General features: G+C 33.5%; 1 protein-coding gene. It reads right to left on the reverse strand.

Annotated elements, in window-relative coordinates:
- Positions 1-244: site-specific integrase (locus CN514_RS24305; protein WP_176526065.1), on the reverse strand; the 244-nt coding region annotated here is incomplete at its 3' end.
- Positions 245-266 lie beyond the last annotated feature (22 nt).

Raw genomic sequence — 266 nt, forward strand, 5'->3', positions numbered from 1 at the left:
GCGCCCAACGGAACAAAGATTTAATAAAACGCACGCGATGTGCAAGACTTGCAGGTTTTAAGGTTGCAGCAACTTTTGCTAGATACTGTTTCAATTCATCAGTAGTAATTTGGTCAATTGCAATATCACCAAAATGTATAATTAATAGATTCGCCTGTACCAGATAAGCTTTTAAAGTAATTAATGAATATCCTTCGATTATTTTATCGTTATAGTAACTTTGCCAAGCAGTGGATAATAACATTAGAAAATTCCCTCCAATAATT

Source organism: Bacillus sp. AFS001701, assembly GCF_002559405.1.
In the GTDB taxonomy this organism is placed as follows: domain Bacteria; phylum Bacillota; class Bacilli; order Bacillales; family Bacillaceae_G; genus Gottfriedia.